General features: G+C 68.3%; 15 protein-coding genes. 9 read left to right on the forward strand and 6 right to left on the reverse strand.

Annotation, left to right across the window (positions count from 1 at the left end):
• Positions 1 to 347: 347 nt before the first annotated feature.
• Together ACYQ1K_RS10080 and ACYQ1K_RS10085 are read right to left on the reverse strand one after the other, a co-directional pair.
• Entirely contained in the window at positions 348 to 1,061 is a 714-nt protein-coding gene (locus ACYQ1K_RS10080; RefSeq protein WP_459982777.1) for a GntR family transcriptional regulator, read from the reverse strand.
• Positions 1,062 to 1,098: 37 nt separating this feature from the next.
• A complete protein-coding gene (locus tag ACYQ1K_RS10085; protein ID WP_459982779.1) occupies positions 1,099 to 2,577 on the reverse strand; it encodes an alpha-hydroxy acid oxidase in 1,479 nt (492 codons plus the stop codon).
• Between ACYQ1K_RS10085 and ACYQ1K_RS10090 the strand changes: the two genes are divergently transcribed.
• The 6 genes from ACYQ1K_RS10090 (at position 2,505) to ACYQ1K_RS10115 (ending at position 9,127) form a co-directional block, all read left to right on the forward strand.
• Positions 2,505 to 3,269 carry a type 1 glutamine amidotransferase domain-containing protein gene (locus ACYQ1K_RS10090; protein ID WP_459982781.1) on the forward strand — a complete coding sequence of 255 codons (765 nt, stop codon included), beginning with the start codon at positions 2,505 to 2,507 and terminating at the stop codon, positions 3,267 to 3,269. The genes ACYQ1K_RS10085 and ACYQ1K_RS10090 overlap by 73 nt on opposite strands.
• A 164-nt stretch (positions 3,270 to 3,433) precedes the next feature.
• The gene (locus ACYQ1K_RS10095) at positions 3,434 to 4,588 is read left to right on the forward strand and encodes an LLM class flavin-dependent oxidoreductase (protein WP_459982783.1); all 1,155 of its coding nucleotides are present in this window, start codon (positions 3,434 to 3,436) and stop codon (positions 4,586 to 4,588) included.
• Positions 4,589 to 4,591: 3 nt separating this feature from the next.
• Positions 4,592 to 5,140: a flavin reductase family protein gene (locus tag ACYQ1K_RS10100; protein ID WP_459982785.1), complete on the forward strand. Its 549-nt coding sequence runs from the start codon at positions 4,592 to 4,594 to the stop codon at positions 5,138 to 5,140.
• On the forward strand, positions 5,137 to 5,997 hold the full coding sequence (locus ACYQ1K_RS10105) for a fumarylacetoacetate hydrolase family protein (RefSeq protein WP_459982787.1): 861 nt from the start codon (positions 5,137 to 5,139) through the stop codon (positions 5,995 to 5,997). Before ACYQ1K_RS10100 ends, ACYQ1K_RS10105 begins: the two co-directional genes overlap by 4 nt.
• Positions 5,998 to 6,060: 63 nt before the next feature.
• Complete coding sequence (locus ACYQ1K_RS10110; RefSeq protein ID WP_459982788.1) at positions 6,061 to 7,086, forward strand: NADPH:quinone reductase; 1,026 nt, start codon at positions 6,061 to 6,063, stop codon at positions 7,084 to 7,086.
• Positions 7,087 to 7,228: 142 nt separating this feature from the next.
• Positions 7,229 to 9,127, forward strand: a complete 1,899-nt coding sequence (locus ACYQ1K_RS10115; protein WP_459982790.1) for an AMP-binding protein — start codon at positions 7,229 to 7,231, stop codon at positions 9,125 to 9,127.
• A gap of 234 nt (positions 9,128 to 9,361) precedes the next feature.
• On the opposite strand, the gene ACYQ1K_RS10120 is transcribed toward ACYQ1K_RS10115, so the two are convergent.
• From ACYQ1K_RS10120 to ACYQ1K_RS10130, 3 genes are all read right to left on the reverse strand, one after another.
• Positions 9,362 to 9,568 carry a hypothetical protein gene (locus ACYQ1K_RS10120; RefSeq protein WP_459982792.1) on the reverse strand — a complete coding sequence of 69 codons (207 nt, stop codon included), beginning with the start codon at positions 9,566 to 9,568 and terminating at the stop codon, positions 9,362 to 9,364.
• A 136-nt stretch (positions 9,569 to 9,704) separates the two neighbouring features.
• Entirely contained in the window at positions 9,705 to 10,472 is a 768-nt protein-coding gene (locus tag ACYQ1K_RS10125) for a CYTH domain-containing protein (RefSeq protein ID WP_459982794.1), read from the reverse strand.
• A 14-nt stretch (positions 10,473 to 10,486) separates the two neighbouring features.
• Complete coding sequence (locus ACYQ1K_RS10130) at positions 10,487 to 12,007, reverse strand: Ppx/GppA phosphatase family protein (protein ID WP_459982795.1); 1,521 nt, start codon at positions 12,005 to 12,007, stop codon at positions 10,487 to 10,489.
• Between the two features lie 153 nt (positions 12,008 to 12,160).
• Between ACYQ1K_RS10130 and ACYQ1K_RS10135 the strand changes: the two genes are divergently transcribed.
• Positions 12,161 to 12,418: a hypothetical protein gene (locus ACYQ1K_RS10135; protein WP_459982796.1), complete on the forward strand. Its 258-nt coding sequence runs from the start codon at positions 12,161 to 12,163 to the stop codon at positions 12,416 to 12,418.
• A 36-nt stretch (positions 12,419 to 12,454) separates the two neighbouring features.
• On the opposite strand, the gene ACYQ1K_RS10140 is transcribed toward ACYQ1K_RS10135, so the two are convergent.
• Entirely contained in the window at positions 12,455 to 13,168 is a 714-nt protein-coding gene (locus ACYQ1K_RS10140; protein ID WP_459982798.1) for a glycoside hydrolase family 16 protein, read from the reverse strand.
• 125 nt (positions 13,169 to 13,293) lie between these two features.
• On the opposite strand from ACYQ1K_RS10140, the gene ACYQ1K_RS10145 reads away from it, so the two are divergent.
• Both ACYQ1K_RS10145 and ACYQ1K_RS10150 read left to right on the forward strand, forming a co-directional pair.
• Entirely contained in the window at positions 13,294 to 13,710 is a 417-nt protein-coding gene (locus ACYQ1K_RS10145; protein WP_459982800.1) for an HIT family protein, read from the forward strand.
• Between the two features lie 97 nt (positions 13,711 to 13,807).
• Positions 13,808 to 14,851 carry a DUF3048 domain-containing protein gene (locus tag ACYQ1K_RS10150; RefSeq protein ID WP_459982802.1) on the forward strand — a complete coding sequence of 348 codons (1,044 nt, stop codon included), beginning with the start codon at positions 13,808 to 13,810 and terminating at the stop codon, positions 14,849 to 14,851.
• Positions 14,852 to 14,878: the final 27 nt, after the last annotated feature.

A 14,878-nucleotide genomic window follows, 5' to 3' on the forward strand; every position in this document is an offset into this window, starting at 1 on the left:
GTCTTGGGATGGGTCCCATGGGAGCGTTTTGGTTGTTCAGGGGCCAGATCGAGCCGGTGATAGGCGCGCAGAGCGCGCCGTAACAGGGGTGGGGACGGGTTGGACAACCATCCCCTCAGGACCACCAAATCGCTCGGAGGGCAACCCTGCCCCTCGGACACGCCGACAGTGAATGCAGCATCTCCCGCCCGGTCTTCCGAGCGGGAGATTTTGCTTTCAGTCCCCGGATCGGCCTGGAGGGCGTGAGATCCTGGCGAGGCGGGCGTGCTGAGACATCCCTCGACACCGACAGTCTTCGCCCGGGTCGTGACCGCGTTTCGTGGAGCTCGGGCTGGCGGTGTCGACGGTCAGCGGCTGCTGGCGCGACGTCCTCGGCCCTCGAGCCGTTTCCACTCATCGAGCACCCGGTTGGAGAGGTTGTGCAGATGGCGCTCGGCCGCGGCTTGCGCCGCGTCGCCGTCTTGCTCGCGTAGCGCCTGGAGGATGCGAGCGTGCTCGAGAACAGCCTGTCTCTTGCTGCTTGTCCAAGCGGTGGAGTAGGCGGCGAGGACGACCTGTGTCTGCACGCGTTCGAGGGTGTCGGTGAGGCACTCGTTGCCTGACAGGTTCTGGATGTACTGGTGGAATTCGAGGTCGGCTCGCCGGGCGGTGGGTTGATCTTCGTGGAGCATGGCGCGGTCGAAGCGCTCATGGATCGCACCAAGGTCATCGAGCGCTTGCTCATCGATATGTGGTGCTGCGAGTCGAGCTGCGAGCCCCTCAAGGGGCGCTCGGACGGCGAGCGCGTCGAGTAGGTCGAGACGGTCTGGCGCGGCGACCCCTGCCCCGCTGGCGGTCCTGCTGAGGAGCCGTTCGGACATGAGTCGCTCGATGGCCGATCGCACGGGACTGCGGCTCATCCCGAACGTCCCAGCTAGGGCGACGACGCTGACGGAGGTGCCGACTGGCAGCGAACCGTCGAGGATCATCTCTCGGATGCGGTAATAGGCCGCGTCGGTGAGGTTCTGTGTGGTGTCGAGCTGCGTGGCGTCGAGCTCTGCGACGTTTGCTGGTGTTGGCATCGGGCTCATGCGCTCCTCGCTTGGTGTGCGCCTCAGGCTAGTGGAGGGCTTCACGGCGGTCTCCGAAGGCGCCCAGGAGCTCCGAGGAGAGGTCCTTGACGCTGGGTGCTCCGAGCAGCTGCATCGTACGCACCATCTCGGTGGCAAGGAGATCGGTGGTTCGTCGTACGCCGGCTTCGCCGGCGGCCATGAGGCCATACAGGTAGGCGCGTCCGACGAGGACTGCGGTCGCGCCGAGGCATAGTGCGACGACGACGTCTGAGCCGGACAGGAAGCCGCCGTCGACCATGATCTCGGTCTGGTCGCCGAGAGCGTCGACGAAGCGAGGCAGGACGTCAAGGGATGCGGGAGAGCGGTCTAGCTGGCGGCCACCGTGATTGCTGATCACGACCGCATCGACGCCGACGTCGACGCAGTCGGTGGCGTCCTGGAGTGATGTGATGCCCTTGACGATCAGCTTGCCCGGCCACTGGTCACGCAGCCATGCGAGGTCATCGAGGTTGATCGAGGGGTCGAACAACGTCGAGGCGAGCTCGGCAACGGTCCCGCTCCACTGCGCCAACGACGCGAACGACAACGGCGGTGTCGTGAGCAGGTTGAACCACCAGTGCGGGTGCCGCGCCCCATCGACCACGGTCCGCAGACCCAGCGCAGGGGGAATCGTCATGCCGTTGCGGACGTCTCGGAGCCGCGCACCAGGGACGACGGTGTCCACGGTCAGGATCAGCGCGTCGTAACCGGCGGCTGCCGCACGCTGGATCAGATCAAGTGAACGCCCGCGGTCGCGCCACACGTACAGCTGAAACCACCGCCGACATCCGGGGATCTCGGCGGCGACGTCCTCAAGTGAAGTGGTTCCCATCGTCGACAACGCGTAGGTGATGCCCGCAGCACCCGCCGCCCGAGCGACCGCCAACTCGCCGGCACTGTGCATCATCCGTGTGAATCCGGTCGGCGCAAAGACCACGGGGATAGGGGATCGCACGCCCAGGATCTCCGTGCTCGGGTCTGGATCCGACACATCACGAAGCGTTCGCGGCGCGAATCGGACACCCTCCAAGGACGAGCGCGCGTCTCGCAGGGAGAGTTCCGACTCTGCGCCACCGTCGACGTAGTCGAAGACAGCGCGCGGTACACGCCGCTGGGCGATCGTGCGTAGGTCGTGTACGGAGGCCGCGGCGGCGGCACGTCGTCGGTCGCCTTGAAGCTCCAGCGGCTTGGGCCGAAGCAGCGGGCTGAGTTCGCTCCATCGCGGCAGGCGACGTTGAGCAGAAGAGATGGCGGTCACACACTCAGCCTGCATGCAGGAGGGTCTTAGGTCAACCCTGGCTGCATCCCAGCAACAGTAAATTTCCAGCGTGACGGTTGACACATGCTGCATGCAGTCACATGATTGCCACGTCAGGCGGGATGCGCCTGGAGTTATCCGAAGGGAGATCGCACATGGCTGCGTCATATCGCGTACTGATCCCGCTGCCGGACACCGACTTCGACACCACCGAGTCCGCAATCTCATGGAGGCGGTTCACCGAGGCGGGGTTCGTTGTCACGTTCGCGACCGAGACCGGCAAGGTTGCCCGCTGCGATCAGCGCCTGTTGAAGAGCGGATGGTTCAACCCGCTGCCGGCCGGTCCTGAAGCGCGGGCCGCCTACACCGCGATGGTGTCCTCGCCCGAATTCCGGGCACCGATCACCTACCGCGCCATCGACCCGGCCGACTTCGACGCGATCCACCTTTCGGGCGGACACGCCCAAGGGATGCGCCAATACCTCGACAGCAAGGTCCTGCAAGCCAAGGTCGTTGACTTCCATCGAGCGGAGAAGCTCATCGGGGCGGTGTGCCACGGCACCCTGATCCCTGCGCGCGCCGTTGACCCCGCGACCAAGCAGAGCATCATTGCCGGTCGCCGGTTCACGACCTTGACCCTTCCCCTAGAGAAGTGGGCGTTCAAGGTGACGTGGTTCCGGGTAGGTCGCCGGTACCGCACCTACTGGAAGTACACCGAGACCGAGGTGCGCGCGGCTGTGGGTCCCAGTGGGGAGCTCGTGCGGGGAGAGTCATTCCAGACTCCGCTCGTCGTGGAGGACGGCAACTTCATCAGCGCCCGCTACCCCTTGGACGTCCCGGACTATGCGGCCGCATTCGTACGTCGCCTCCAAGCCTCAGAGCAAGCAGCCTCAGAGCAAGCAACACCGCGCACCGTCTAGCGCCCGTCGGCCCCCGCCGAGTCCCGGGCAGGCTGTCACCGACTGCCTCCCGAAAGTCCAGAGCAGACGCGTCTCGAACGTCTTGTCGAGCTCCCTGCTCCGCGTTCCCCACCGGTGAAGTCGGGCGCTTTCGCACGCCCTCAACAGCCCTACCTAGGAGAGACATGTCCATCCCCGTCCCTAGCAGCGAGAGCAAGAACCGCCAGACGACCAACGCCTTGTTCTCGGAGAACAAGCTCAAGCTCGGCCTTTTCGGCCCCAACTGCGATCGCGGGTGTGCGATGACGCTCTCGGACGACGTCCCGCTACTGACCTGGGACTACACCAAGCGCGTCGCCCAGGTCGCCGACCGCGCCGGATTCGAGGCGCTGGTCCCCGTCGCGCGGTGGAAGCAGATCGGGGAGAACGGCTTCAACGGCCGCAACTTCGAGACCTACACCTGGGCCGCCGGCCTGGCCTCGGTGACCGACCACATCACCCTCGTGACCACCGCCCACGTGCAGGCAAGCCACCCCGCCGTCGCCGCGAAGCAGGTCGCCACCGTCGATCACATCAGCGGCGGACGGATCTGCCTCAACATCGTCAACGGCTGGTTCGAGCCGGAGTTCAAGATGCTGGGGTCCGACTTCCTGCCACACGACCGGCGCTACCAGTACACCACCGAGTGGTTCGAGCTCGTCCAGCGCTTCTGGACCGACGAGGAGGAGTTCGACTTCCACGGCGAGTTCTTCCAGGTCGAGGGCGGCTACTCCCAGCCCAAGCCGATCCAGTCACCCATCCCCGCGATCATGAACGCCGGCGGCTCCAAGACCGGCCGCGAGTTCATCGCCAAGTACGCCGACGCCGGCTACGTGCTGCTCGCGGGCTACGACCTGGCCGCAGCCCGCGCGCAGGTCGAGGAGCGTGCGGCCGACGCCGAGGCCGCTGGTCGTGACGTCTCGACCTGGACCACCGCCTACGTCATCCAGCGCGACACGATGGAGGAGGCCCAGCAGTACCTGAACAAGGTGTTCGTCGACGAAGCCGACATGAGTGCCGGCGAGGCGGCCGCACGCTACCTCGGCCTCAACTCCTCGGCGATGGAGCCGCACCAGTGGCAGGAGTTCAACCTCCACCTGCGGGCCGGATACGGGGGCTACCCCCTCGTTGGCACGGCCGAGGACATCGCCGAGCGTCTCAACGAGCTCTCCGAGATCGGCGTCAGCGGCGTCTCGCTCTCCTTCGTCGACTTTGTCGACGGCCTGGAGCGCTTCAACTCCGACGTCATGCCGAAGCTCGAGGGCGCCGGTCTCCGCAAGCCCTTCACGCCGGGAGTGTGAGGCATGACCACCGTGGACTTCTTCGACGGACTGATCGAAGCACTGACCGACGGCACCTCGCCCGCCCTGGTGGATGCCGACACCTTCCGCGACTCCATGGCGCGTGTCTGCGCACCGGTGACCATCGTGGCGACCGTCGGCTTCGACGGGCCCTATGCCACGACCGTGAGCGCGTTCACCTCGCTCTCGCTGGACCCGCCCATGGTGATGGTGTCCTTGGGCAAGCAATCGAACCTCCTCAGCCACGTGCGCAGTTCTCGCCGCATCTCGGTCAATGTCTTGGCCGTGGACCAGGACGATCTCGCCTTGAGGTTCGCGCGCAGCGGTGAGAACAAGTTCAGCGGTGTTGCCTGGCAATTACACGACGGGCTCCCGCAGTTCCCCGGGACGGCCACCTGGCTGAGCTGCCGCGTCGACCGCTTCGTCGATGGCGGCGACCACGCCATCCTCATCGCCACCGTCGCCGAGGCGGAGATCAGCGACCATCCGCCACTGGTGTATGCCCGCCACAAGTTCGGCACCCACGACGGCCTGGCAAGGGGAGGCCAGTGAGGGTCGCCAACGTTAACCGACGCGCCTGGCTCCTGACAGGCGACCGCACGGGGGTGGACATCAACCATGCCAGCGCCGGCGCCTTCCCGGCCGACCTCAGGCAGCTGCTTCCCGAGCTCGACCGCCTCGAAGCCTGGCTGAGGGAGCAGCCGTGGGGCGTGATCGAGACCCAGGCCATGTCCTTCGAACTCGATGACCTTGGGCCCGTAGTACCGGACCCCCCGCAGATCTTCGCCATCGGTCTGAACTACCGCAGCCACAAGGACGAGACCGGCTACGCCCAAGCACCTGAACCCGTCATCTTCACCAAGTACGCCAGCAGTCTGGCAGGGCCGCTGTGTGACGTTGTGCTGTCGTCGGACGCCGTCGACTGGGAAGCAGAGCTCGTTGCCGTCATCGGCCACCCGGGCCGCAACATCGCAGCGGCAGACGCTTGGACGCATGTCGCAGGCCTGTGCGTCGGGCAAGACCTGTCTGACCGTGGGCACCAGTTCGCCGCCGTACCACCGCAGTTCTCGATGGCGAAGTCGTTCGCGGGATACTCCCCGGTGGGGCCATGGCTCGTGACACTCGATGAGATCGCCGATCCCTCCGACATCGAGATCGGCTGCTCCGTCGACGGCCGTATCCTCCAGAAGGATCGGACCTCGAACATGATCCTCGATATCCCGGCGACCATCGAGCGCCTCTCGCGGGTGGTCGAGCTCAACGTCGGAGACCTCATCTTCACCGGGACGCCAGCCGGCGTCGGGATGGGACAGCAGCCGCCGATCTACCTGCGTCCCGGCGACGAGCTGGTGACCTGGGCCGTCGGCATCGGCGAGATCTGCCAACGGCTACTGGAACCCTCCCGCTGAAGGCGCCGAGACCGCCGTCACCGCCGCCACCGCTGCGATCCCGTCCTACCGAGAGGGCCAAGCATGCGAGCCGTTGTCTACCGACAACCCGGTTCATCAACCGTGCTCCATGTCGCCGAACGCGACCTGCCCGAGCCGGGACCCGGCGAGGTCCGCGTGCGGGTGGTCCGCTCTGGCGTGAACCCGACAGACTGGAAGTCCCGTACCCAGACCATGAGCGGGCACTGCGAGGTGACCCCGGGCCAGGATGGCGCCGGCGTGGTCGACGCCCTTGGACCGGGGGTGGAGAGCTTCAGCGTCGGCGACCGGGTCTGGCTGGCGTTGGCCCAGCACGGCCGACCCTACGGAACGGCTGCCGCGTACACCGTTCAGCCCATCGAGCGCGTGGCACCGCTGGCCGACACCGCCTCCTACGATCTCGGAGCGAGTCTGGGCGTGCCTGCCGTCACCGCCCACCGTGCCCTGACCGCAGTCGAGGACGGACCCGACCGGCTGGCACCAGGTGCCCTCGAGGGCAAGGTGGTACTCGTGGCCGGAGGAGCCGGGGCGGTAGGCAATGCCGCGATCCAGCTCGCCCGCTGGGCAGGCGCTGTCGTGATCACGACGGTCAGCAGTGAGGAGAAAGGCGCGCTGGCGCGCAGTGCGGGTGCACATCACGTCGTGAACTACGGTCAGGGTGATCCCACCCGGCAGATCCGGGAGATCCGGGAGATCGTCCCAGACGGCATCGACATCGCCGTGGAGGTCGCGCCCGCGCGCAACATCCTCATCGACCTGGATCTGGTCAAGACCCACGGGCTGATTTCGATCTACGCCAACAACGGCGGTGACCAGCTGACCATGCCGATCCGTGCGGCCTTCGGCAGGAACCTGCGCCTCCAGTTCATCATCCTCTACACCCTTCACCCTCACCTCATACGCCGCGCCATCGAGGACGTCACCTTGGCCGTCGTCGCGGGCGCACTTCAGGTGGGGGAGCGTGCAGGCCTACCCCTGCACCACTTCTCCCTCCAGCAAGCCGCCGCGGCCCACGACGCGGTCGAAGGCGGAGCGGTCGGCAAAGTCCTGATCGACGTCGCCGAGGCCTGACCGCGAAGGCCGGTGCAGACGGTGCCACGCCATGTCGACATCGCAGGCTGACCCCGCCTCTGCGCGGGGCCGCGGAGAACGCGGCGCACGTGGTATCGCGACGACCGAACAATCCGCATCAGTTGACGATAGGAACCCCACGATGGACCTTGCCGAACAGCACCAACTCTGCTCCGAGGACCCGGAAGCATTCTGGGGAAAGGCCGGCCTCCTCATCGACTGGTCCCAACCTCCGACCCAAGCAGCGCCGGACCCAGCGGCCGGCGGCGGGTGGTACCCAGGCGGCCGCCTCAACACCTGCTACAACGCCCTCGACCGTCACGTCAAAGCCGGCCACGGTGACCGCCCCGCTGTCGTGTTCGAGAGCGGCATCACCGGAGCGAGCCAGATTCTGCGCTACGCCGACCTCAGAGCCAAGGTCCAAGAATGCGCTGCCGTACTCCAGCGTCTTGGTGTTCAAGCCGGCGATCGCGTTCTGGTCTTCATGCCCACGATCCCCGAGGTGATCGTGGGCATGCTCGCCTGCGCCCGGATCGGGGCGATCCACTCGGTCGTCTTCGGAGGATTCGCCGCCCCTGAACTAGCTGCACGCATCGACGACGCCGAACCCAAGGTCCTGCTCACAGCGTCGTGCGGGCTCGAACCCGGCCGACTCATCGACTACATGCAGCTGGTCAACGATGCCCTCGCGCTCGTCGCGCATCCCGTGTCCGCCGTATTGGTCAAGCAACGCCCCGAACAGAACGCGACCCTGGTCGCGGGCCGCGACTATGACTGGGACCAGGAGCTGACTTCGCACGCTGGAGCTCAAGTTCCATGCGTCGATCGATCCAGCACCGACCCGCTCTACATCCTCTACACCTCCGGCACGACTGGCCGCCCCAAAGGCATCGTCCGCGACAACGGCGGGCACGCCGTTGCCCTCGCCTGGTCGATGGCCAATATCTTCAACATCCGAGCCGGCGACGTCTGGTGGGCCGCCTCCGACGTCGGGTGGGTCGTGGGCCATTCCTACATCGTCTACGCACCGTTGCTCGTCGGCGCCACGACTGTCCTCTACGAAGGCAAGCCAGTCGGCACACCAGACGCTGGCATCTGGTGGCGCATCTGCGAGAAGCACGATGTCCGCGGCCTGTTCGCTGCCCCCACCGCCATCCGCGCCCTCAGACGCGCCGACGAGACCGGGCAACACGTCCGCGCCTCTCGCCTCTCCAACCTCCGGTCCCTCTTCGTTGCCGGCGAACGCATCGACCCCGAGACCGCCTCGTGGGCTCGCCGTACTCTCAAGGTCCCCGTTGTCGACAACTGGTGGCAGACCGAGACCGGTTGGCCGATCACCGTCACCGCTCCCGCGGAAGATGCCGATGCCGCAGGCCCAACCGCCGGTGGCCAGCCCTCGCCTGGCTACCAAGTCGCGGTACTCGACACCTCCGGTGAGCGCCTGCCGGCCGGGCAGGAGGGCTCGATCTGTCTCCGACTTCCGCTCCCCCCTGGGGCGGCCACCGCTATCTGGAGCGACCAGGAGCGCTACGCCTCTGAATACCTCTCGACCTTCGCCGGTTACTACCTGACCGGTGACGGAGGCTTCCTCGATGCGGACGGGCGAGTGCACGTTCTCGGACGAACCGATGACGTCATCAACGTTGCGGGACACCGGCTATCGACCGGAGCACTCGAGGCCATCGTCGCTGCCCACCCAGCGGTGGCCGAATGCGCAGTGATCGGAAAGGCAGACCCGTTGAAAGGGCAGACACCTCAGGCGATCGTCGTCCTCAAGGACGGCCACGAAACCGAGGCCGACGCCGTCGCGAGGGAGATCGTCGACCTTGTCCGCGCCGAGTTCGGGGCTGTGGCGGCGCTGCGCCAGGTTCAGGTCGCCTCCGCACTCCCGAAGACGCGCTCAGGCAAACTGCTCCGCCGCACGATGCGGGATCTCGCCGAAGGAAGACCAGCCGTCATCCCCGGCACCATCGAAGACCCCAGCGTCGTCGAGTCATTGCGCACAGAGCTGGAGAGCGCCCAGGAGCCGGTCGAGCGATGAGCCGATCGTCCCAGGGCACAACGAGGGGACGTCATAGCCGTCGTGTAGTCCCACCGAGGCAGTCGAACCGCGCACCACTTCACCCACGTCCTTGACCGCGCCGCACGGCCTACTACAGCCTGTTGACCCGGCGGGCGATCGAGCCGATGTCGACCTACCTGTGGCAGGTCGGTGCCGTGCCCGGCCCCGGTCGCGGCGAGCGCTTGCGCGGCGGCTGGTGACGTGCTCGAGCACCTACACCGGTGTCGGAGACGCGGTCGGGAACGGCGTGGTGGTGAAGATGACGTCCGCCACGGTGATCACGATGACTGATCCCGACGTGCCGGCGACCCGCTCACCGGCCAGGTAGGGGCGGATGGTCGTCCTGTCCCGGCCCAGGTGCCGAGCGATCGCAGAGGCTCGTCCAGCCCGGCGTAACGCGTGAGCGTCGATGTCTTTCATATGAGCGCCGTCAGCAGTCTGCCTGTCGTCTCATCACGCGTCCAACATGTGCGAGAAGTGGCGGATGCTTGCACTCCCGCGGACGACGGGACCGCAACCATCCGCCACTTCCGGCGGTGTGTCCGCCGCGGCCCCCTCAGGCCTGCTCCCGCAGCTCCGCGGCGAAGAACTCCAGCGCCGTCTTCGTCTTGGTCTGCTGCTCGCCGCCGAGCGGAATGCCGAGGGACTGCAGGTAGGACCGCGCGTGCACGGCGACCGGGAGGGCCTGTCCCGGCACGGCCTTGGTCGACAGCTCGACCACCCGCGAGCCGTCGGGGTAGGTCCACAGCTCCACCACGAGGCGCTGAGCGAGGTCGGCGGGGTTGAACTTCAGCTTCAGCACGAGGATCGGCCCCAGGACCGACAGGTCGTCGAGCGCGAGACCGGCTGGCGCGTGAGCTGCGTAGAAAGCGCGCTGCTCCTTGGAGAAGAGCTTGCGCAACGGCTGCTCGCCCGACGTCGAGGCCAGCACGGCGGCGGCCGTGACCGTGTGCTTCATGGAGCCCGAGCAGACGTAGCCTCCTGGCATGGCGTCGACCTCGACGTTGAACTGCGGCGACTTCCGCACCGCCGGGTCCAGCTCCGAGGGCACCACCGGGCGCAGCTTGATCGTCGAGTCGCCGTCACGGCCCTGGATGCGGCGTGCTCGGGCCACCACGCCGGCGGCGTTGAGAGCGAGGTCGGGGGTGTCGAAGAAGAACACCTGGCGGATCTGGGCATTGAGCGGATCGAGCTTCAGAGCCTTGGCTGCCGCTCGGTAGGACGTGGGCGGCACGGTCAGCTTGAGCTCGACGCTGTCGGACTGCCCGGCCAGCTCCATCACATGCAGGAGCTCCTCGGGCAACAGCGTGGGGGTGGCGGTCATGCAATGTTCCTTTCTCAGATGGCGGCACGAAGGGCGAACCGTTCCGCGAGCACGCCGTAGCGCAGACCGCGGTCGCTCACCGTGAGTGAGTCCTTCCCGAGCTTGTCGAGCACCGTGCGCACGATGCATGCCCCCGCGAGGATGACTTCCGCGCGCGCTGGCTGCAGGCCGACGATGGAGCGCCGCTCCGCGGCCGTGCGGGTGCGGAAGCGTTCGATCTGGGCGTCGATGGCCGCACGGTCGAGCACCGTGCCCTGCACGACGTCGGGGTCGTAGTCGGTCAGGGCGTGCTCGATCGCGGCGAGGTTCGTGACCGCGCCGCCCATCGCGAGCACGGCGTCCGGAACCTCTCGGCCGTCCAGCCGGGCGAGGCCGTCGGAGATCGCCGCGAGGGCGCTGCTCAATGTCTCCGGGGAGGCCGCGCCGTCGAGGCCGAACTGCTCGGTGAACCGCGCCGCTCCGACCTCGACGCTGAACTGCTCGTCGATCCGGTCACCATCGCCGAAGGTGAACTGGGAGCTGCCGCCGCCGGTGTCGAACACGACGAGCGACCCCCGCGGGGAGCGCGCCGCCGAGAGCGCCGAGGTGGCCGCGCGGTAGGCCAGCCGCGCCTCGTCCTCCCCGGAGATCACCTCGATCAGCACCCCACACCGTGCCTGGACCGCGCCGACGAGCTCGGAGCTGTTGGCGGCCATCCGCAGGCCGGCGGTGCCAACGGCTGCGATCGCCGCAACACGCTGGCGGCAGGCCTCCTCGGCCATCCGTGCGATCGCCTCGACGGTCCGCTTCATCGGCTCGGCCTCCAGCCGACCGCTGTCCCGCAGACCCTCGCCGAGCCGGGTGACCTCGGCGCGGTCGACGATGCGGCGCCAACTGCCGTCGGCGCACCGCTCGCCGATGTGGAACTTGACCGAGTTGGTCCCGACGTCGATGACGGCGAAGCGCTCGGCGCCGAACCCCTCGAGGACGCGGAGCCCGCGCCCGTAGCTCACATTCGGCACGCACGTGAGCCCGAGGCGGTCGAGCTCGCTGACGACGTACGCCGGCTCCTCGGACTCGATCGCGATGGAGCGTGCCGAGGCGTCGCCCGTGCGGACCTCCGTCACCTCGGCGAGGCACCCGTCCGGCTGGTAGCGCACCCGCGTCTTGTGCACCTCGACCGCGCGCAGCTCAGGACTCGGTGCGACGACGTCGCTGAGCAGAGCGGCGAGCGACATGCCGGCCGACCCGACGGGCGCTGGCGCATCGACGCCCCACGCCTGCGTGAGGACGGCGAGGTCGTCGTCGGTCAGGGGGAAGCTCGCCTTCAGCACCGGCGTCCACTGCTCGAGTCCGTCGTCTCGCACCTGCTGGAGATGCTTGACATCCATCAGGCCGCCCCGCACCTTGACGAGCCCGGCGCCCGCGGCCGAGACGACGTACGTCTCGTCGCTCTCCACGACCTGCACGACCGCGGTGTCGGCGAGGGCGGCGGCGGCGTCGGCGAGGTGCTCGCCAAAGCTCCGCCACTCCCATCGAGGCACCACCGTCGGCATGGCTCACCCTCGCTTCCCGCCGGCTCCGATCACATCAGTCGCGACGTGAGCAGCCGTCACCCGAGTCGGGTGAACGAAGACTTTGCTGAGACTCTGAGGTGCCCGAGGAGGGTGATCGATCCGCCGCCTGGGCACGAGGAGGACAATGGCGCTGTGGAGCCGCATCGTGCCGGAGCGACCGAGAACCGACCGCCAGGTCCGCAGGTGGGTGCCGTCCTCGGCGCAGCCGGAGGTCTCCTGCTCGCCGGGGTGTGGGCCTTCGGCGCCTGGGACGTCGCGCTCGCGCTCACGGCCGTCTTCGCCTGCCTGGTCGTCGCGCTCGCGCTCGGCGCGCCCGGCTGGCGCCCGTTCGACCTCGCCCTGCTGCTCGGCGCCATCGCCGTCGCCGGCGTGATCGCGCTCTTCCGCTGAGAGCGCACGGAGGGGCGCTCCCGAGCGGGCGTCGCGTCAGGCCCCCGACGGCGTGAAGGAGAAGTCGCTGATGACGACCTCGGTCGCCGGCGTCTGGCTCCAGCCGCTCGTGCAGCCGCACACCCACAGGTTGATTCCGACGCTCTCGTCGTAGGGCGCCGGCGCGTCCGCACCGGTCGCGGTGGCGGTCGCGAGCACGGCTCCGGAGGCGTCGTACGACGTCCAGGTCAGGACCCCGGGCTCCCAGTCGAACTGCTGGGTGCTCGGGCCGGTCACCGCCGGCGTGCGGGCGACCGAGTCCTGCCCGTCGGCCCAGGTCGTGTAGTCCCAGGTGATCGGCGTGGTGCCCCAGCCGGACGCCTCGATGTCGATCTCACGGTGGCCGTAGGCGGCGTCGCGACCGTAGGTGAACAGGCCGAGCACATACTCCGGCGCCAACTGCGTCACGTCGGTGTCGACCCGCCACCGGTAGACGCCGTACCCCCAGCCGTTGCGTGTGGAGTCCAGCTCCGCCTGGGTGTAGCGGCCCTTCTTGTCGCGCGTGACCTCGAGGTGCAGACGCCCCGCGCTGTCGATCGACACGTTGCTCGCCGACCACTGTCCGGGAGCGCCCGGCGCGCCGGGCGCGGTGCGGGCCACCCACGTGTAGCCCTGCCACGAGAGCGTGGTCGTCCGCGCGGAGGCAGGCGAGAGCAGGCCGCCACCGAGCAGGAGGCCGACCGCGAGGGGCAGGACGAGCAGCTTCTTCATCGGCAACGAGTCTCAGGCCGGGCGGGGGTCCGCGTCTCGAGAACGCCGATCCTCGGCCCCTCGGCCCGTCGGCCCTTCGAGCTATGGCTGCCTCGACTGCTTGTCCGATGACGCAGGATGGCGCCATGGCCGACTGCCTCTTCTGCTCGGTCGCCGCCGGCGACACTCCGGCCGCGACGGTGCTCGCCGACGAGCAGTTCGTCGCGTTCCTCGACCACCGGCCGGTGTTCAAGGGGCACACGCTGCTGGTGCCGCGCCGCCACGTGGTGACCCTGCCCGACCTGCCCGGCGAGCTGCGCGATGGCTTCCTGGCCCGCGCGCAGCATCTGGCCTCGGCCGTGGTCGACGGCCTGGGGGCGCAGGGCAGCTTCGTCGCGATCAACAACACCGTGAGCCAGTCGGTCGCCCACCTGCACCTCCACGTCGTGCCGCGCACCAAGGGTGACGGCCTGCGGGGGTTCTTCTGGCCCCGCACCCGCTACGCCTCGGACGAGGAGCAGGAGGAGTACGCCGACCGGCTGCGCAGCGCCCTCGGCGCTTAGGTGCTCCGCGCGCCTCCGTGTTCTCATACCGTCGCCGACGCACACTGGACAGTGGTCCTCCGCTGGACAGACACCACACCCCACGATCGGAGTCTTCGTGCGCACTCGCACCCGGAGCGGTCTCCTGGCTCGCACCCTCACGCCCCTGCTGGTCGCCGGCCTCGCGCTGAGCGCCTGTGGCGGCGGTGGCGGCGAGAAGAGGACGTCCGCGGACAAGCCGGCCGCCAGCGCGTCTCCGACGACCCCGCCCCCGCCGCAGTACTGGCCCCTCACCGGCATCCAGGCGCCCGCGGGCCAGTCGGTGGCGAAGAACCGGCCGGTGCTCGTCGTGAAGATCGACAACACCGACAACAGTGCGCCGCAGCTCGGCCTCGGCTCGGCCGACATGGTCGTCGAGGAGCTCGTCGAGGGCGCGGCGACCCGTCTCGCGGCGTTCTTCTACTCCACCCTCCCGAAGACCGTCGGCCCGGTCCGATCGATGCGGGCCAGCGACATCGGCGTCGTCTCGCCGGTCGACGCCACTGTCGTGACCAGCGGTGCGGCGGCGGTCACCAAGTCGCGCATCAGCAAGGCGGGGATCCACTTCATCCAGGAGGGAGCCAAGGGCTTCTTCCGCGACAACTCGCGCACGTCGCCGAGCTGGTATCACCTGCTCGATCACCTCGACCAGACCGCGACGCTGGCGAAGACGAAGACCGCCAAGACCCCGAAGAGCTACCTGACCTTCGGCACCGAGGCGGAGCTCCCCGCCGGGACGCCGGCGACCCAGGTCGCGGTGCCGTTCGGCGGGTTCCACACGACGAAGTGGCTCTTCCAGGGCGGCCACTATGTCAACACGAACTCGTTCGCCAAGAAGGGCGACACCTTCGCCGCGGACAACGTGCTGGTGATCCGGGCCCACATCGGGGATGCCGGCTACCTCGACCCCGCCGGCAACCACGTGCCGGAGATCCAGCTCGACGGACGGACCGGCAAGGCCTTGCTCTTCCACGGCGGCAAGGTCGTGCGCGGCACCTGGAGCAAGAAGTCCGCGGCCTCGCCGTTCCAGCTCGCGACGGCCGCCGGGCCGCTCAAGGTGCCGGCGGGCCACACCTGGATCGAGCTGGTCCCCGACAACGGGCCCGCGCTGACGATCAGGTAGGTCTCGATACGCCCTCGCCCGGGGGCT

The sequence above is a fragment of the Nocardioides sp. AN3 genome (assembly GCF_054653495.1).